At 47.4% G+C, this 14682-nt stretch carries 14 protein-coding genes; 10 read left to right on the top strand and 4 right to left on the bottom strand.

Annotated features, from left to right (window positions below):
* Positions 1-71 precede the first annotated feature (71 nt).
* From serC to pyrF, 10 genes are all read left to right on the top strand, one after another.
* Positions 72-1154, top strand: a complete 1083-nt coding sequence (gene serC / locus ACED36_RS13875; RefSeq protein ID WP_017004842.1) for a 3-phosphoserine/phosphohydroxythreonine transaminase — start codon at positions 72-74, stop codon at positions 1152-1154.
* Positions 1155-1475: 321 nt separating this feature from the next.
* The gene (locus ACED36_RS13870; RefSeq protein ID WP_016960501.1) at positions 1476-2879 is read left to right on the top strand and encodes a uracil-xanthine permease family protein; all 1404 of its coding nucleotides are present in this window, start codon (positions 1476-1478) and stop codon (positions 2877-2879) included.
* A 194-nt stretch (positions 2880-3073) separates the two neighbouring features.
* On the top strand, positions 3074-4138 hold the full coding sequence (locus tag ACED36_RS13865) for an ion channel (RefSeq protein WP_017004843.1): 1065 nt from the start codon (positions 3074-3076) through the stop codon (positions 4136-4138).
* A 115-nt stretch (positions 4139-4253) separates the two neighbouring features.
* Positions 4254-5537: a 3-phosphoshikimate 1-carboxyvinyltransferase gene (gene aroA, locus ACED36_RS13860; RefSeq protein ID WP_016960499.1), complete on the top strand. Its 1284-nt coding sequence runs from the start codon at positions 4254-4256 to the stop codon at positions 5535-5537.
* A 182-nt stretch (positions 5538-5719) separates the two neighbouring features.
* Positions 5720-6406 (top strand): (d)CMP kinase, encoded by a 687-nt coding sequence (gene cmk, locus ACED36_RS13855; RefSeq protein ID WP_016960498.1) that lies wholly within the window; start codon positions 5720-5722, stop codon positions 6404-6406.
* Between the two features lie 102 nt (positions 6407-6508).
* Complete coding sequence (gene rpsA, locus ACED36_RS13850; protein ID WP_016960497.1) at positions 6509-8179, top strand: 30S ribosomal protein S1; 1671 nt, start codon at positions 6509-6511, stop codon at positions 8177-8179.
* Between the two features lie 75 nt (positions 8180-8254).
* Positions 8255-8533 (top strand): integration host factor subunit beta, encoded by a 279-nt coding sequence (ihfB, locus tag ACED36_RS13845; protein ID WP_016960496.1) that lies wholly within the window; start codon positions 8255-8257, stop codon positions 8531-8533.
* Between the two features lie 227 nt (positions 8534-8760).
* Positions 8761-9045 carry a LapA family protein gene (locus tag ACED36_RS13840; protein WP_016960495.1) on the top strand — a complete coding sequence of 95 codons (285 nt, stop codon included), beginning with the start codon at positions 8761-8763 and terminating at the stop codon, positions 9043-9045.
* 6 nt (positions 9046-9051) lie between these two features.
* Positions 9052-10221 (top strand): lipopolysaccharide assembly protein LapB, encoded by a 1170-nt coding sequence (gene lapB, locus ACED36_RS13835; RefSeq protein WP_016960494.1) that lies wholly within the window; start codon positions 9052-9054, stop codon positions 10219-10221.
* 6 nt (positions 10222-10227) lie between these two features.
* Entirely contained in the window at positions 10228-10923 is a 696-nt protein-coding gene (gene pyrF / locus ACED36_RS13830) for an orotidine-5'-phosphate decarboxylase (protein WP_026024057.1), read from the top strand.
* 122 nt (positions 10924-11045) lie between these two features.
* On the opposite strand, the gene ACED36_RS13825 is transcribed toward pyrF, so the two are convergent.
* Genes ACED36_RS13825 through ACED36_RS13810 form a run of 4 tightly spaced genes read right to left on the bottom strand, consistent with a single transcriptional unit; the run spans position 11046 to position 14682 of the window.
* Positions 11046-11852, bottom strand: coding sequence for an ATP-binding cassette domain-containing protein (locus tag ACED36_RS13825; RefSeq protein ID WP_016960492.1), 807 nt, complete (start codon positions 11850-11852; stop codon positions 11046-11048).
* Positions 11836-12846, bottom strand: coding sequence for an oligopeptide/dipeptide ABC transporter ATP-binding protein (locus ACED36_RS13820; RefSeq protein WP_016960491.1), 1011 nt, complete (start codon positions 12844-12846; stop codon positions 11836-11838). Before ACED36_RS13820 ends, ACED36_RS13825 begins: the two co-directional genes overlap by 17 nt.
* The gene (gene sapC / locus ACED36_RS13815) at positions 12846-13733 is read right to left on the bottom strand and encodes a putrescine export ABC transporter permease SapC (protein ID WP_016960490.1); all 888 of its coding nucleotides are present in this window, start codon (positions 13731-13733) and stop codon (positions 12846-12848) included. Before sapC ends, ACED36_RS13820 begins: the two co-directional genes overlap by 1 nt.
* Positions 13720-14682, bottom strand: a complete 963-nt coding sequence (locus ACED36_RS13810) for an ABC transporter permease subunit (protein WP_016960489.1) — start codon at positions 14680-14682, stop codon at positions 13720-13722. Before ACED36_RS13810 ends, sapC begins: the two co-directional genes overlap by 14 nt.

Here is a 14682-nt window from a genome sequence, read left to right as displayed (position 1 = left end):
GCAAAAAAATCATCCGACTCACAGGTCGAAAGTCACTATTAAGCGATTAAACGCAGGAGCATTGATAAATCATGGAAAAGGTACATAACTTCTCAGCGGGTCCCGCGATGTTACCGGAAGCTGTTCTAGCAAAAGTTCAGGCTGAACTGATTGACTGGAACGGCACTGGTTCTTCGGTCATGGAGATCTCTCATCGCAGCAAAGCGTTTCTAGCGGTTGTGGATGAGGCTGAGAAAAACCTCCGTGAATTGCTATCCATCCCAGATAACTATCATGTCCTTTACTGTCAGGGTGGCGCTCGTGCTCAGTTTGCCGCTGTACCGATGAATCTATTGGGCAATAAAACGATTGCTGACTACGTCGATGGAGGCTATTGGGCGACGAGTGCGGTGAAAGAAGCAAAGAAATATTGCACACCAAACGTCGTCAATGTATTGACTGATATTGATGGTAAGCGCGCCGTACAGCCTGCAAAAAATTGGAAGCTGAGCGGTGACGCGGCATTTGTGCATTTTTGCCCGAACGAAACGATAGATGGTATCGAAATTCGCGATCTTCCAGAAACGGACAAACCTATTGTGGCTGATATGTCATCTACGATTTTGTCACGTCCTATCGATGTGTCGAAATACGGTGTCATCTATGCGGGTGCACAGAAAAATATTGGCCCTGCTGGGATCACCTTGGTGATTGTTCGTGACGATTTGTTGGGGCGTGCAAAAGAATTTTTGCCAAACGTACTTAATTACACAACCTTGGTGGAAAAAGACTCTATGTTCAACACACCGCCAACGTTTGGTTGGTATCTGGCGGGTGAAGTCTACAAGTGGCTAAAAGAGCAGGGTGGGCTTGAAGTGATGCAAGCGAAGAATGAAGAAAAAGCCGCATTGCTATACGGCTTCATTGATTCGTCTGACTTCTACGTGAACCAAATTCATGCTGACAACCGTTCATTGATGAATGTGCCATTCCAACTGGTTAACCCAGAACTAGACGACGCATTTCTTACTGAATCTGATGCACTCGGCTTGAAAGCACTAAAGGGACACCGTGATGTCGGTGGCATGCGCGCTTCCATTTACAATGCAATGCCATTGGAAGGTGTTCAAGCGCTGGTTACTTTCATGAAAGAGTTTGAAGCGAAAAACACCTAATACGTTGTTTTCACCGATTGAAGAAACCGCCCAATGTGGTGGTTTTTTTTATTTAAAATATCGCGAGTTGTCTTTCGTTACCATCTGTTTTGTTTGCAACTTGTTAAATGTGCTCACTCTGTAGCCATACAGTTCAACCGCATTGCGCAAACGTTTGCTTTTCATTTTTCGCTGTATAAAATGGCGCGCAAATCACCCCCCACAACAGCCACTTAGCTACCTGATTGCTCTGAGTAACAGCAATCACAGAACATGTATTCAGGTAACTTCTTCACCCATTCAGCGTGATGAAGTAAGTGCATTTAACGTAGGTAGTACGCAATGAGTCTTTCTTCAAATTCGGATACTGTTCGTCCATCAGAGTTGATTTACCGCCTGGATGATCGCCCGCCCCTTCCGCAGACGCTTTTTGCTGCGCTACAACATTTGCTCGCGATGTTTGTTGCGGTAGTGACCCCTTCATTGATCATTTGTCAGGCTCTGGGCTTACCTGCCAGTGACACGAATACCATTGTCAGTATGTCTCTCTTTGCTTCTGGCCTGGCATCTCTTATTCAAATTCGAACCATTGGGCCATTAGGGTCGGGTTTACTCTCAATTCAGGGAACCAGCTTCAACTTCTTGGGGCCAATTATCGGTGCGGGTCTTGCGATGAAAGCGGGCGGTGCAGATACCGAAACCATGATGGCAGCGATATTTGGTACCATCATGATTGCTTCACTAACGGAAGTATTCCTATCTCGTGTGCTGGAGCATGCTCAACGTGTGATCACGCCATTGGTGTCGGGGATTGTTGTGACACTCATTGGTTTGACGCTGATCCAAGTGGGTCTGACTTCTATGGGGGGCGGCTATGCGGCGATTGAGAACGGTACGTTTGGTGAATTAAAGAATCTATTACTCGCGGGCTCCGTACTCGTGGTCATCGTGTTGCTTAATCGTATCAATAACCCTTATTTACGTATGTCCTCGATTGTTATCGCCATGACCGTGGGGACACTGCTTGCCTATGTGCTCGGTATGATAAATACAGCACCAGCACAAGATATTGAGTGGGTTGCTATCCCTCAGCCGATGCAATATGGCCTGTCGTTCGATTTCACCTTACTTGTGCCTCTTGTGATTGTCTTCTTAGTCACGTCATTGGAAGCCATTGGGGATATTACTGCAACGTCTGAAACCTCAGAGCAACCAGTATCAGGTCCTATCTACATGAAACGCATTAAAGGTGGCGTGTTGGCGGATGGTGTTAACTCTGCTTTGGCTGCGGTTTTGAATAGCTTTCCGAATTCAACGTTTAGTCAAAACAACGGCGTTATTCAATTAACGGGTGTGGCGAGTCGTTACATTGGTTACTTCGTCGCGGGAATGTTGGTCATTCTTGGCTTACTTCCGGGCGTTGCAACTTTGGTTCAATTGATTCCGGAGCCTGTGTTGGGCGGCGCAACGATTGTTATGTTTGGCACGATTGCAGCTTCAGGCATTCGCATTATCTCGCGTTGTGATTTGAACCGCCGAGCTATTCTCATCATGGCACTGTCCTTCTCCATGGGGTTGGGTATTGCGCAAAAACCAGAGATCCTGCAATTCATGCCAGATTGGATCAGAAATATCCTTTCTTCAGGTATGGCGGCGGGTGGCTTGACGGCAATCATTCTGAATCTTGTGCTACCAATAGAAGACAAGCGCGAAGAAAAACACGAAGAGAGACAAGAAGCGAAATAACACGCTTTGTTAAGAACAGAGGGTAGCGACTACATAGATCACGGTCGCTACCTTACCTCCTTACCTCTTTACCTCTTTACCTCTTTGGATCCTTTTTCTCTTTCGCCCTCCCTCTACGTCACTACCTCTATGAAAAATAACCGTCTCTCACTTTTTCATTTCAGTCTCTATACTGAGAAATTGGAGGTGCCGTTATGTCAAATAGCTCTGAGTCCGCGCACATTGAAGGCGCAGATACTGTTTCCGAATCATCCTCATCAATCGTTAACGACGACATTCAGCAAGCCATTTGCCGATACTGTGATCCCGATGGCGAGAAACATAGTTGCCATGAGCCAGCGGAAGAGTCAGGTTTTTGTTACTGGCATGACGAGAATCTTTCGAAAGAAGTTCCTGGTGTTAAAGAGAAGCTCGAAGCCTATGCCAAAAGCGGCGGCCAGTTGAGAGGTATCATCGTCAAGCGTGGGGACCTTAAAGACGTGAACCTCGTTAGGCATGGCTCAGGTGGTGGTTATGATCTCAGCCATGCTAATTTCTATCGCTCAAACATGACCTGCGCTCACCTTTTCAATGCCAAATTCGATCACGGCAGCTTGATGAAAGCAGACTTACATGACGCCAATATTCACTGCGCCAGCTTTATCAACTGTAACTTGTTGGGTGTGAAGTTAACTGACACCAAAATTGACAACATTAAGATAGGCCACACTCTGCAACAAGAAGCGGAGGGGCGTATCGCAGAAAAGCATCGTGACATGGAAAAAGCGTTAGACCTGTATGAGCAGTCTGAAGAAATATATCGAGATTTACGTAAGGCGTCGGAAGCGAATGGCATTTTCACCATGGCAGGCTATTTCTTACAAAAAGAACTGACGATGCGCCGTTATCAAATGCCTCTATTTTCCACTCAACGAGCCATGTCAAAAACGGTGGATCTTTTTTGCGGCTATGGCGAAAGCCCGATTCGGGTTGTTTTTTTCTCACTTGCGCTCATCGTCATCAGTGCAATGCTCTATTTTTTCACCGGGATACAGTTTTCAGGTGAACCTGTGGGATATTCAGAGAGTCAGGGGCTTGGGGGAAATGCTCAAGCGTTTGCAGAGTGCCTTTATTACAGTGTGGTGACATTTACCACGCTTGGTTATGGTGACTACATACCGATCGGAATGTCGAGATTAGTGGCTGCGACAGAAGCATTCACTGGTAGTTTCACCATTGCCCTATTTGTTGTTGTATTTGTGAAGAAAATGACACGTTAACATTCTGAATATCAAAAAACGGGCTAAAAAACATCAAAGCAGCGGGGGACTAGCCGAACCGCTGCTTTTTCGTTACTCTCGGGGTACGAAAAATTAAGGATCCCAAGTAGTTCAGATGGAGCAATTGACGTTACAACCTATTTCCAAAATTAACGGTGAAGTGAACCTCCCTGGTTCAAAAAGCGTGTCAAATCGTGCTTTGCTGTTAGCCGCGCTGGCAAAAGGCACAACTCGCTTAACCAACTTGCTAGATAGTGATGACATTCGCCACATGCTCAATGCACTCGCGAAACTGGGTGTTACCTATCGTTTGTCAGACGACAAAACGGTCTGCGAAGTTGAAGGTCTTGGCGGTGCGTTTCAAACATCTGAACCGACAGAACTCTTCCTTGGTAATGCAGGCACAGCAATGCGACCGTTGGCTGCTGCATTGTGTTTGGGCAAAGGAGAATACGTACTCACCGGTGAGCCACGTATGAAAGAGCGCCCGATCGGCCATTTGGTGGACGCGCTTCGTGATGTGGGTGCAGATGTCACTTATCTTGAGAATCAAGATTATCCGCCGCTAAAAATCATTAGCGCTGATATCGCGGGTGGTTCGGTAGAAATCGATGGCACGATTTCGAGCCAGTTCTTGACGGCGTTTTTGATGACCGCACCGCTGTTTAGCGGTGACACAGAAATCCGCATCAAGGGTGATTTGGTGTCTAAGCCTTACATTGATATCACGCTGCACATCATGTCGCAGTTTGGTATTTCGGTTGAGCACGACAATTACCAAGTCTTCTTTGTGAAAGGGAACCAAACCTACACAGCACCAGGTGACTTCTTGGTGGAAGGTGATGCTTCTTCAGCATCATACTTCCTTGCCGCTGCCGCGATTAAAGGCGGAGAAGTGAAAGTAACGGGTATTGGCAAGAAAAGCATTCAAGGTGATGTACAGTTTGCTGATGCGTTGGCAGCAATGGGAGCGGAAATCGAGTGGGGTGATGATTACGTCATTGCTCGACGTGGTGAGTTAAACGCAGTCGATCTCGACTTCAACCATATTCCTGATGCTGCGATGACCATCGCCACAACTGCATTGTTTGCAAAAGGCACGACTTCCATTCGCAACGTGTACAATTGGCGTGTGAAGGAAACAGATCGCCTGTCAGCCATGGCCACTGAATTGCGAAAAGTTGGTGCAGAAGTCGAAGAAGGTGAAGATTACATCACCATTACACCGACGGCGAACCTTAAGCATGCCGCCATTGATACGTATGACGATCACCGTATGGCAATGTGCTTTTCATTGATTGCGCTGAGCGATACGCCCGTCACCATCAATGACCCTAAATGCACATCGAAAACATTCCCAGACTATTTCGATAAACTGGACGCACTAGCGGAAAGATAACGCCACAACACGCATACAAGATATCGACATAACAAAAATAGGTCTGCACATCGCCGACCTATTTTTTTTGGTCGAAATTCCCTATAATACGTCCCCGATTCCTCAGAGTGCCTAAACGTTTGGTGATTCAGCAATCGTCTGCCTTTAATGGTGCTCTGATCGTAAACGATTTGGAGAAGTATATGTCTACGCTCGCGCCCGTAATTACTGTTGATGGCCCAAGTGGTGCCGGAAAAGGGACCCTTTGCATGCTAATAGCTGCAAGGCTGGGCTGGCATTTGCTCGACTCTGGCGCGATTTATCGTGTTCTTGCGCTAGCAGCCATTCATCACGGTGTTGATCCTGAATCTGAGGATGCGTTAGTTCCGCTCGCTGCACACCTTGATGTGCAGTTCAAAGCTGAAGGCGAGTTGGTTAAAGTGATTCTGGAAGGCGAAGATGTTTCCAGTGAGCTGCGTAAAGAAGAAACGGGTATGGCGGCATCTAAAGTTGCGGCATTGCCTCGTGTGCGTGAAGCATTATTGCGTCGACAACGCGCATTTGCCGAGGCGCCAGGATTGGTTGCTGACGGTCGAGACATGGGCACGGTTGTTTTTCCAAAAGCAGAAGTGAAAATCTTCCTAGACGCAAGCGCTGAAGAGCGCGCCAATCGCCGCATGAACCAGTTGCAACTAAAGGGGTTAGATGTTAACTTTGACCGCCTTTTGAACGAAATTCAGGAACGTGATGATCGAGATCGCAACCGCGCAGTCGCGCCATTACGTCCCGCGGACGATGCACTATTGCTAGATTCAACTTCTCTTAACATTGAGCAGGTGCTTGAGCTAGCATTGTCCTATATTGAAAGCAAATTTACCGTTACTTCTTGAAGTAGCGGCAAAGCCGTTGGTCGCAAGGATGATGACCGACATTAATATCAACCCCACGTGGTAGGATACCCGTGGACGTTTAAATAATTGAAGATCAAATTAATGACTGAATCTTTTGCTTCACTCTTTGAAGAATCGCTAAAAACGATTGAAACTCGCCCAGGTGCCATCGTTAAAGGTACTGTTGTAGCTATCGCGAACGGTTACGTTCTTGTTGATGCTGGCCTGAAATCAGAGTCTTCTATCCCTGCTGAGCAATTCAAAAACGCAGCTGGCGAACTAGAAGTTGAAGTTGGCGCTGAAGTTGACGTAGCGCTAGACGCTATCGAAGACGGCTTCGGTGAGACTCAACTGTCTCGTGAAAAAGCAAAACGTCACGAAGCTTGGATCCAACTTGAGAAAGCTTACGAAGAAGCTGAAACTGTTATCGGTGTTATCAACGGTAAAGTTAAAGGCGGCTTCACTGTTGAGCTGAACGGCATCCGTGCGTTCCTACCTGGTTCACTGGTTGACGTTCGTCCAGTACGTGACACTGCTCACCTGGAAGGCAAAGAGCTGGAGTTCAAAGTTATCAAGCTAGACCAGAAGCGCAACAACGTTGTTGTTTCTCGTCGTGCTGTTATCGAATCTGAAAACAGCGTTGAGCGTGATGAACTGCTTGCTTCTCTGCAAGAAGGTATGGAAGTTAAAGGTATCGTTAAGAACCTGACTGACTACGGTGCATTCGTAGATCTAGGCGGTGTTGACGGCCTGCTTCACATCACTGACATGGCTTGGAAACGCGTTAAACACCCATCAGAAATCGTTAACGTTGGTGACGAGATCCTGGTTAAAGTTCTTAAGTTCGACCGTGACCGCACTCGCGTATCACTAGGCCTTAAGCAGCTTGGCGAAGATCCATGGGTAGCAATCGCTAACCGTTACCCAGAAGGTCACAAACTGACTGGTCGTGTAACTAACCTAACTGATTACGGCTGCTTCGTAGAAATCGAAGAAGGCGTTGAAGGTCTAGTACACGTTTCTGAAATGGACTGGACTAACAAAAACATTCACCCATCTAAAGTTGTTAACGTGGGTGACGAAGTTGAAGTTATGGTTCTGGACATCGACGAAGAGCGTCGCCGTATCAGCCTGGGTCTGAAGCAATGTAAGAACAACCCATGGCAAGTATTTGCAGAAATGCAAAACAAAGGCGATCGCGTAACTGGTAAGATCAAGTCTATTACTGACTTCGGTATCTTTATCGGTCTTGACGGCGGTATCGACGGCCTAGTTCACCTGTCTGACATTTCTTGGAATGTTGCAGGCGAAGACGCTGTTCGCGACTTCAAGAAAGGCGACGAGATCTCTGCAGTAGTTCTTCAGGTTGATGCTGAGCGTGAGCGTATCTCACTTGGCGTTAAGCAAATGGAAGAAGACCCGTTCAACAACTACCTGGCTGACTTCAAGAAAGGTACTATTGTTAAGGGTAAAGTAACTGCAGTTGACGCTAAAGGCGCAACCGTTGAGCTGATCGAAGGCGTTGAAGGTTACCTACGTGCTTCTGAAGCATCACGTGACCGCGTTGAAGATGCAACTCTTGTTCTTGCTGTTGGCGACGAAGTTGAAGCGAAGTACACCGGTGTTGACCGTAAGAACCGCGTAATCAACTTGTCTGTTCGTGCGAAAGACGAAGCTGATGAGCAAGAAGCTATGGCTACTCTGAACAAAGCTGAAGAAGGCGCGTTCGGTAATGCAATGGCAGATGCTTTCAAAGCTGCGAAAAGCGAATAATTAATGTGAACTGAGGGGGAAAATTTCCCCCTCTACAGTTATACTGTTGAGAAACATACTAAAAGCGGGGTGTACATGACCAAGTCTGAGCTAATCGAAAGGCTATGCAGTCAACAAACCCATCTTTCTGCCAAACAGGTAGAAGATGCCATCAAGGAAATCCTTGAACACATGGCCACTACACTCGAGGATGGCGACAGAATCGAGATTCGTGGTTTTGGTAGTTTCTCTTTGCATTATCGCGCTCCTCGCGTTGGACGCAATCCAAAGACAGGCGATAAGGTTGAGTTGGACGGTAAATACGTTCCTCACTTTAAACCGGGCAAGGAGCTTCGCGACCGAGTTAATCTTTAAGATTGATTCGCTTTCGAACAAAAAACGGCATGCGTTAAGTGTGCCGTTTTTTTTATGTCTATTACAATGGTCTGACAAGCCAAATTACTGCATAATCACAGGTATACCCAAGCCACTTCTGATGGTCAGATTTTGAGGCGGCTTAGGTATAATTAGTCCAACAACTGAATCTGGACGTTAGACGTCTATTCTTATCTTCCGTTGGAAATAATAGAGAGGGAGTGACTGTGAAGATTATTGGTATCGTTTTACTCGTCTTGTGTTTTCTAATCACACTCGCCCTTGGTGCGCAAAATCAGGAAGTGGTTCACTTCAACTATCTGGTAGCACAAGGTGAGTTTAGATTGTCGTTACTTCTGGGCGTTGTATTTGGCACCGGGTTTGCCCTCGGCTGGCTAATTTGCGGTATGCTTTACCTGAAAGCCAGAATGTCTGCCGCCATGCTGAAAAAGCAAGTCAACAAACAGCGTCAGGAATTAGATAAACTGCGAATCGACCCAGTTAAGGAATAATCGTACATGCTTGAGCTGTTGTTTCTGTTGCTGCCAATCGCCGCTGGTTACGGTTGGTATATGGGCAATAGGAATGCTCGTCATCGCAAACAGGATCAGTCTCATCATCTATCGAGACAATATGTCGCGGGCCTGAACCTTCTTTTGTCTGACCAATCAGATAAAGCCGTCGACCTATTTATAGAACTGTTGCAAGTCGATAACGAGACGATTGATACACACTTAGCACTCGGCAACCTTTTCCGCTCCCGCGGGGAAGTAGACCGAGCGATTCGCATTCACCAAAATCTCATCGCCCGTCCTAATCTCACGCTCGATCAACGTAACCTCGCACTGCAACAACTCGCCAAAGATTATATGGTGGCAGGCTTTTTTGACCGCGCAGAGAAAATCTTCCATCAGTTGATTGATGAACCTGATTACAAACAATTTGCCCTGCAACAGTTACTCGCCATTTATCAGCAAACCCGCGAATGGGATAAAGCTATCGACATCGCCAGTCGTCTGGTTAAATCGGGGAAAACGAAGCTAAAACGTGATATTTCCCACTTTTACTGCGAGCTTGCTACGCAATCGTTGGCCGAGAGTGACGAGAAAACCACCAGGCAACTGCTGCGTAAAGCGCTATCGATTGATAAAGGATGTGTGCGCGCTTCCCTGATGCTGGCGCGTATTGATATTCAAAACCAAGATTACAAAGATGCCACCAAAGGGCTTGAGCAGGTGCTTGAACAAGACCCTGACTTTGTCAGTGAAGCATTACCTTTATTAGAGCAGTGCTACCAACACATGGACAAAGAGATGTCGTTGGTGCGCTTTCTAAAGCATTGCATTGAGAAAAATACTGGCGCGTCGGCAGAGTTGATGATGTCAGATATAATCAGCGACCACGAAAACCCCGCTATGGCGCAAAGTTTCTTAACACGCCAATTGACCAAGAATCCGACCATGAAAGGCTTCCACAAACTCATGGAGCTTCATGTCGAACAAGCTGAAGAAGGGAGGGCGAAAATGAGCCTGACAACCCTGAAGCACTTGGTTGCAGAACAACTAAAAGTGAAGCCGCATTACCGTTGCAGGAAGTGCGGTTTCTCCACCCATTCTTTGTATTGGCATTGTCCATCATGCAAAGGATGGGGTTCGATAAAACCCATCAGAGGCCTAGACGGAGAATAATTGGAAATGCAGGATCCAAAAGTTATTGTTGCATTAGATTACCCAAACATTGATCAAGCGCTTGCGTTTGTTGATCGTATCGAGCCAGGCAGTTGTCACTTGAAAGTGGGTAAAGAGATGTTCACCCTTTACGGTCCTGACTATGTACGCAAGCTTCATGAGCGTGGTCATACTGTTTTTCTGGATCTGAAATTTCACGATATTCCAAATACTTGTGCGCGAGCAGTGGCAGCAGCAGCTGAGCTTGGCGTGTGGATGGTGAACGTTCACGCCAGCGGCGGTGAGCGAATGATGGTTGCTGCGCGTGAAGCGTTGGAACCGTATGGCAAAGACAAGCCATTGCTGATTGGTGTGACTGTGCTGACCAGTATGGATCAGAGTGATCTGGCAGGTGTTGGCATTAGCCGTGAACCACAAGGGCATGTTTTATCGCTGGCGACGCTAACCCGTAACAGTGGTCTAGATGGCGTAGTGTGTTCGGCACACGAATCAAGCATGCTAAAAACATCCCTTGGTCAGGATTTCAAACTGGTCACCCCTGGCATTCGCCCAGCAGGCAGTGATGCTGGTGATCAGCGCCGTATCATGACCCCAGTGGAAGCGGTGAGTGCAGGTTCCGATTATTTGGTGATTGGTCGCCCTATTACGCAAGCCGCCAACCCTTCAGCGGTGCTGGCTGAGATCAACGCATCGTTGGCTTGATAAGATAGTAGCGATAATTCGTCGATTCAGTTTTCACGCTGGGGTAGACACCCATCTAACGCGTTGAAAACAGACGTTGAAGACAAAGAAAAAGAGCGACCATCTTGGTCGCTCTTTTTCTTTTAAGCCATGTTGTAGCGAGAGCGCCTGTCGAGCGTTGGCGCCGTGAAATGGCTTTCAATCAAGCGCTGTGTCAGTGCGTGTTTGGGTTCAGAGAAAACAGTTTGTGTGCTGCCTGACTCTACGACCTCACCGTTTTGCATCACCATCACTTTGTCGGCCACGTGCTTGACCACCCCCATGTGCTGAGACACATAGATATAAGACAATCCCATCAGCTCCTGCAGTTCGAGAAGAAGATTCAGGATTTGAGAGCGCATGGACATATCCAATCCATTCAAAGCTTCATCGGCAACAATCACACAAGGTTGTAAGATCAATGCGCGAGCTAACGAAATGCGTTGTTTTTGCCCCGTGGCTAACATCTGCGGATAGAAATAGGCATGCTCTGGAAGCAAACCGACCTGACGCAGCGTATCTATCACTCGGCGTTCACGCTCTTGCGGCGTCATATTGGTGTTTCTTTTTAGGGGACTTTCCAAAATCTGGCCAATCTGATTGCGTGGATTGAGCGAGGTATTGGGGTCTTGAAAAATCATGCGGATCAGTTTGCAACGCGTTTTGTAATCGTTCGGTCTCAGCACTTCACCATTAACACGCACATCTCCACCTGATGGCATGACGACGCCAGCCAACATTTTAGCAAGCGTAGACTTACCTGAACCGTTTTCGCCAATCAGCGCTAATGTTTCACCCGCATCCAATGAAAAAGAAACGGGCTTAACCGCCTCAATCACACGTTTGGTAAAGAGCCCGGTGCGATATTGATAGTCTTTTCTTAAGCCTTCAACTTCAAGCAGTGCGGTCATGCTTTTTGACTTCCATATTGAGAGGGAAATGACACGCAAACTTGTGATTTTTCACCTTGCGAGTACGCGGTACTTCTACGCATTTACGTTGTGCATAAGGGCAACGTGGTCCCAGTCGGCAACCGATCGGCAAATGCTGCAATGGGGGAATAGAGCCGGGCAGTGCGGCGAGCTTGCTCTTGTGCGGTATATCTTTGCTAAAGTCTGGCATCGCGCGAAGCAAGGCATCAGTATAAGGGTGATGCGGCGCCTCTATAATTTGCTTTCGCCCCGCAGATTCAACGGATTGGCCACAATACATAACCGTGATACGGTCAGCCCATTGTGTCACGGTTGTTAGGTCGTGACTGATCAACAAAATGGTAGTGTTGGCGATCTGATTCGTTCGACTGAGCAGTCGGAAGATCTGAGCCTGAGTGATCGGATCCAAATCGGCAGTCGGTTCATCAGCAATCAAAAGGCGAGGGCGATTCGCGATCGCCATTGCGATCATAACTTTTTGGCATTCGCCGTCGGTTAATTCATAGGGGTAGCTTTTCATCACACGCTTGTGATCTTTAATCCCTACTTTGTGTAACAGCGCGACGGATTGCTGCTTACGCCAAGATAGACGCTGCCACCAACTGCCGCTAAATGAGCTAGAAGGAATCGCCTCTTCAAGTTGATACCCCACTTCTTCTGATGGATCGAGACACGTCGAAGGTTCTTGGAAAATCATCGCAATGTCTTTGCCAACTAAATGGCGGCGTTCGCGCGCCGGTAGCGAGAGCAAATCAATATTGCCTAAGCGCATACGGTCAGCGCTGACTCGCCAATTGTCTTTGGTGACGCCACAAATGGCTTTCGCCACCAAGCTTTTCCCTGAACCTGATTCGCCTACCAGACCGCGAATTTCGCCTTCATTGATAGTCAGACTCATTCGGTCTACCGCTTTAACGGGGCCTTGAGGCGTATCAATTTCAATGGTCAGGTGTCTAATATCTAACAGCGGCATTATTCTGTCCCCGCGTTTATTGCCTGACTGACGCCATCACCCACAAGGTTGACCACCAGTACGCTTATCATGATAGCCAGCCCTGGCAGTGTGACCGTCCACGGTGCTGTAAATACCAACTCAATGGAATCACCCAACATGGCTCCCCATTCTGGGGAAGGCGCTTGTGCGCCCAACCCGAGAAACCCCAGAGCTGCAATGTCCAGAATAGCCACAGAAATCGCGCGCGTCAGTTCTGTATTCAACACAACAAGGATGTTTGGTAGCACAGAGTGATAAAGAAGATAGAAGCTGTTAGCGCCATCAAGGCGTGCTGCCAGAATGTATTCTTTTTCCATTTCGGCGTGAACGGCGGTGTAAACCGCCCTAATGAAACGAGGGATCAATGCTAGCCATACAGCCAGCAAGATATTCATTTCCCCAGGGCCTTTAAATGCGACCACGACGATAGCCAGCAACAGCGATGGAATAGACAGTATGGTATCAAGCAAGTGATTAAGAAAACTGGATTTTAGGCCTGATGTCATGCCTGCCAAAATACCAATCAACACGCCCAAGACACCCGCCGCCAGTGCCACTAGAATCGCATAACCGAAGGTTAAGCGGGAACCAGCAATAAGGCGAGATAACATGTCTCGTGTTAAGTCATCGGTTCCTAAGAAATAATCAACGGTACCTTTGTTATCCCATGAAGGGGGCTGCAGAAGATGCCCCGTTTGAAACTGCGGATCATAAGGTGATATCCAAGGCGCCAGTAATGTGATGAGCACGAGCAAGCAAAGGCACCAGAAGCCAAACACGGCCAAAGTGTTCTCACGAAAAGCACTCCAAGAGCGCTCCAGCTGCGTAGGAATATGCTGTTCAACGTAAACGCTATTTGAGGGCATACCATTCCTTCCTTGCTAGAGGGCTTATTGCAGCACCTGCTAAGTCGGAAAATATGTTGGCAAGCAATACAACGCTGCCAACTGCCAGCACACCTGCTTGAACTGTCACATAATCTTGGAAGCTGAGTGCATCCAGCAACCACGTGCCGATACCTGGCCAGTTAAATATTGATTCGGTAATAATAGCGAATGTCATCATGGTAGAAATTTGAATGCCAAATTTTGGAATAATTGGAGGTAGCGCATTTTTAAGCACATGGCGCATGACGATTTCAGACTTTGATAAGCCTTTCGTCGCGGCCGCCTTGATGTAATTTTGGCTCATCACGTCAGCCACAGAATCGCGCAATAGCTTGATAATTTCTGTAGTGGGGGCAACGGCCAACACCAAGGTTGGCATGATCAGGTGTCGAATGATGTCTTCAATAGCTTGGCTTCGCTGAGGGTGATTAGATAGCAATACATCCACTAACGCGAAACCGGTGACCGTTGGGATCTCAAACAACAAGTTATACCGGCCTGAAACCGGCAGCCAACCAAGGTACAACGAAAACACCATGATCATTAATATTGCCATCCAGAAGATGGGCATGGAAAACGTTAGCAATGTAATAGAAGAAATCATCACGTCAGCGACAGAGCCGCGGCGAATTCCAGCAAGCGTGCCAAACGGAATACCGATGATCAGCGCCAGTAAAAAGGCGAAGAAACATAACTCCATGGTAGCGGGAAACACTAACGAGAGAGATTCGGTCACCGGAAGGCCGTTGGCTGCAACCCCCAGGTTACCTTGCATCAATTGACGCAAATATTGCACCCATCCAGCCCAAAACTCTTGTTGGTTATAGATAGAAAAATCGTCGAGACGAACAATGTTGTAGCCGATCAAAGTCAGGATGAGCAAAGTGATGATGAAGAGATTGAGCCGGCGTATTACATAGATCAACAT

It is taken from the genome of Enterovibrio sp. FF113 (genome assembly GCF_041439165.1).
Lineage (GTDB): Bacteria > Pseudomonadota > Gammaproteobacteria > Enterobacterales > Vibrionaceae > Enterovibrio > Enterovibrio norvegicus_A.
This window is presented reverse-complemented; position numbering and strand designations above follow the sequence as displayed.

Coding starts and splice junctions, on each gene's coding strand:
- serC (WP_017004842.1), top strand. CDS start 72: ATGGAAAAGGTACATAACTTCTCAGCGGGTCCCGCGATGTTACCGGAA.
- ACED36_RS13870 (WP_016960501.1), top strand. CDS start 1,476: ATGAGTCTTTCTTCAAATTCGGATACTGTTCGTCCATCAGAGTTGATT.
- ACED36_RS13865 (WP_017004843.1), top strand. CDS start 3,074: ATGTCAAATAGCTCTGAGTCCGCGCACATTGAAGGCGCAGATACTGTT.
- aroA (WP_016960499.1), top strand. CDS start 4,254: ATGGAGCAATTGACGTTACAACCTATTTCCAAAATTAACGGTGAAGTG.
- cmk (WP_016960498.1), top strand. CDS start 5,720: ATGTCTACGCTCGCGCCCGTAATTACTGTTGATGGCCCAAGTGGTGCC.
- rpsA (WP_016960497.1), top strand. CDS start 6,509: ATGACTGAATCTTTTGCTTCACTCTTTGAAGAATCGCTAAAAACGATT.
- ihfB (WP_016960496.1), top strand. CDS start 8,255: ATGACCAAGTCTGAGCTAATCGAAAGGCTATGCAGTCAACAAACCCAT.
- lapB (WP_016960494.1), top strand. CDS start 9,052: ATGCTTGAGCTGTTGTTTCTGTTGCTGCCAATCGCCGCTGGTTACGGT.
- pyrF (WP_026024057.1), top strand. CDS start 10,228: ATGCAGGATCCAAAAGTTATTGTTGCATTAGATTACCCAAACATTGAT.
- ACED36_RS13825 (WP_016960492.1), bottom strand. CDS start 11,852: ATGACCGCACTGCTTGAAGTTGAAGGCTTAAGAAAAGACTATCAATAT.
- ACED36_RS13820 (WP_016960491.1), bottom strand. CDS start 12,846: ATGCCGCTGTTAGATATTAGACACCTGACCATTGAAATTGATACGCCT.
- sapC (WP_016960490.1), bottom strand. CDS start 13,733: ATGCCCTCAAATAGCGTTTACGTTGAACAGCATATTCCTACGCAGCTG.
- ACED36_RS13810 (WP_016960489.1), bottom strand. CDS start 14,682: ATGTTGATCTATGTAATACGCCGGCTCAATCTCTTCATCATCACTTTG.